The organism is Streptomyces sp. RP5T, assembly GCF_003933965.1.
Lineage (GTDB): Bacteria > Actinomycetota > Actinomycetes > Streptomycetales > Streptomycetaceae > Streptomyces.
Genome location: NZ_RSAJ01000983.1, coordinates 1 through 1850, shown reverse-complemented (window position 1 = coordinate 1850; position 1850 = coordinate 1). Strand labels below are relative to the sequence as shown.

At 74.3% G+C, this 1850-nt stretch carries 2 protein-coding genes; both read left to right on the top strand.

Annotated features, from left to right (window positions below):
- Positions 1–132: 132 nt before the first annotated feature.
- The gene (locus EHS43_RS43710; RefSeq protein ID WP_125195959.1) at positions 133–894 is read left to right on the top strand and encodes a DeoR/GlpR family DNA-binding transcription regulator; all 762 of its coding nucleotides are present in this window, start codon (positions 133–135) and stop codon (positions 892–894) included.
- The gene (gene pfkB, locus EHS43_RS43705; protein ID WP_125195958.1) at positions 891–1838 is read left to right on the top strand and encodes a 1-phosphofructokinase; all 948 of its coding nucleotides are present in this window, start codon (positions 891–893) and stop codon (positions 1836–1838) included. The genes EHS43_RS43710 and pfkB overlap by 4 nt, the downstream gene beginning before the upstream one ends.
- Positions 1839–1850: the final 12 nt, after the last annotated feature.

Sequence of the window (1850 nt, the reverse complement as noted above, 5' to 3'; positions counted from 1 at the left end):
ACCCGAAGCCGACCCCACCCCCCAAGTCCGTTCATGCCCGAACTGCGTCCGAACCTGTTTACTTTCCGGAAATCCGGGCGTAGCCTCCCGACTGAAACCACACGTTCGGGCATCAGTCGGAGGTGAGCGGACATGTACGCACCGGAGCGGCAGCAGGAGATCCTCCGGCTCGCCCGTGACGGCGGGCGGGTGGACGTCGTATCGCTGGCCGAGGAGTTCCAGGTCACCGCCGAGACCATCCGGCGCGACCTGAAGGCCCTCGACCGCGCCGGGCTGCTGCGCCGGGTGCACGGCGGGGCCATCCCGGCCGGGCGCCTCGACTTCGAGCCGGACCTCGCCGAGCGCGAGACCACCGCGGCCGACGAGAAGGACCGCATCGCCAAGGCGGCCCTCGCCGAGCTGCCGAGCGAGGGCACCCTGATCCTCGACGCGGGCACGACCGTGGCCCGCCTGGCCGCGGCCGTCCCGCTGGAGGCCTCGCTCACCGTCGTCACGCACAGCCTGCCGATCGCGGCCCGCCTCGCGGACCACCCCGGCATCCAGCTCCACCTGGTCGGAGGGCGCGTACGGCACCGTACGCGCGCCGCCGTGGACGCCTGGGCGCTGCGGGCGTACGGCGAGATCCGGGCCGACGTCCTGTTCGTGGCGGCCAACGGCTTCTCCGCCGAGCACGGCCTCACCACCCCCGACCTCGCCGAGGCCGCGGTCAAGCGGGCCGCGCTCGCCGCCGCCCGCCGCGTGGTGCTGCTCGCCGACTCCGCCAAGCACGGCCAGGAGCACTTCGCCCGCTTCGGCGCCCTGAGCGACGTGGACCTGCTGATCACCGACAGCGGGCTGAGCCCCGAAGACGCCGTCACGATCGAGCGTGGCGGCACGGAAGTAGTGCGCGCATGATCCTCACCGTCACCCCGAACCCGTCCCTGGACCGTACGTACGAGGTCCCGTCCCTGGAGCGCGGCGAGGTCATCCGCGCCACCGGGGAACGCATGGACCCCGGCGGCAAGGGCGTCAACGTCTCGCGTGCGGTGGCGGCCGCCGGACAGCGCACGGTCGCGGTGCTGCCCCTGGGCGGGGCGCCGGGAGCGCTCGTCGCGGACCTGCTGGACGCGCAGGGCATCGAGGTCGCGCCGGTGCCGGTCGCCGGAGCCACCCGTTCCAACATCGCGCTCGCCGAGTCGGACGGGGTCCTCACGAAGATCAACGCACCGGGTCCCGAACTGTCCGCGGCCGAGCAGGAGTTGCTGCTGGAGACGGTCCGTTCGCAGTCGCGCGACGCCGCCTGGATCGCCTGCTGCGGGAGCCTGCCCCGGGGGCTCGCGCCCTCCTGGTACGCCGAGGTGGTCGCGCGGGCGCACGCCGGTGGTGCGCGGATCGCGCTGGACACCTCGGGCCGCGCGCTCCTGGAGGCGCTGCGCGAACAGCCCGACGTGGTCAAGCCCAACGCGGAGGAACTGGCGGAAGCGGTCGGACGCCCCCTGTCCACGGTGGGCGACGCCGTGAAGGCCGCCGAGGAGCTGCGGGAGATGGGTGCGCGGGCGGTCCTCGCGAGCCTGGGCGCCGACGGGCAGCTGCTCGTGGACGGCTCCGGTGCCTGGTTCGGCAGCGCGCGCGTGGACGTCGTACGCAGCAATGTCGGCGCCGGTGACTCGTCGCTCGCCGGCTTCCTGATCGCCGGCGGCAGCGGCCCGGCCGCCCTCGCCTCGGCGGTCGCACACGGCGCGGCGGCCGTCCAGCTGCCCGGCAGTGTGATGCCGGCGCCGGACGACCTGGACCCGGCCGCGGTGACGGTCACGGCCGACATCCCGGTGGACCGGGTGCTGACGGAGCCGGTGTCATGAGCGGCCCAGCCC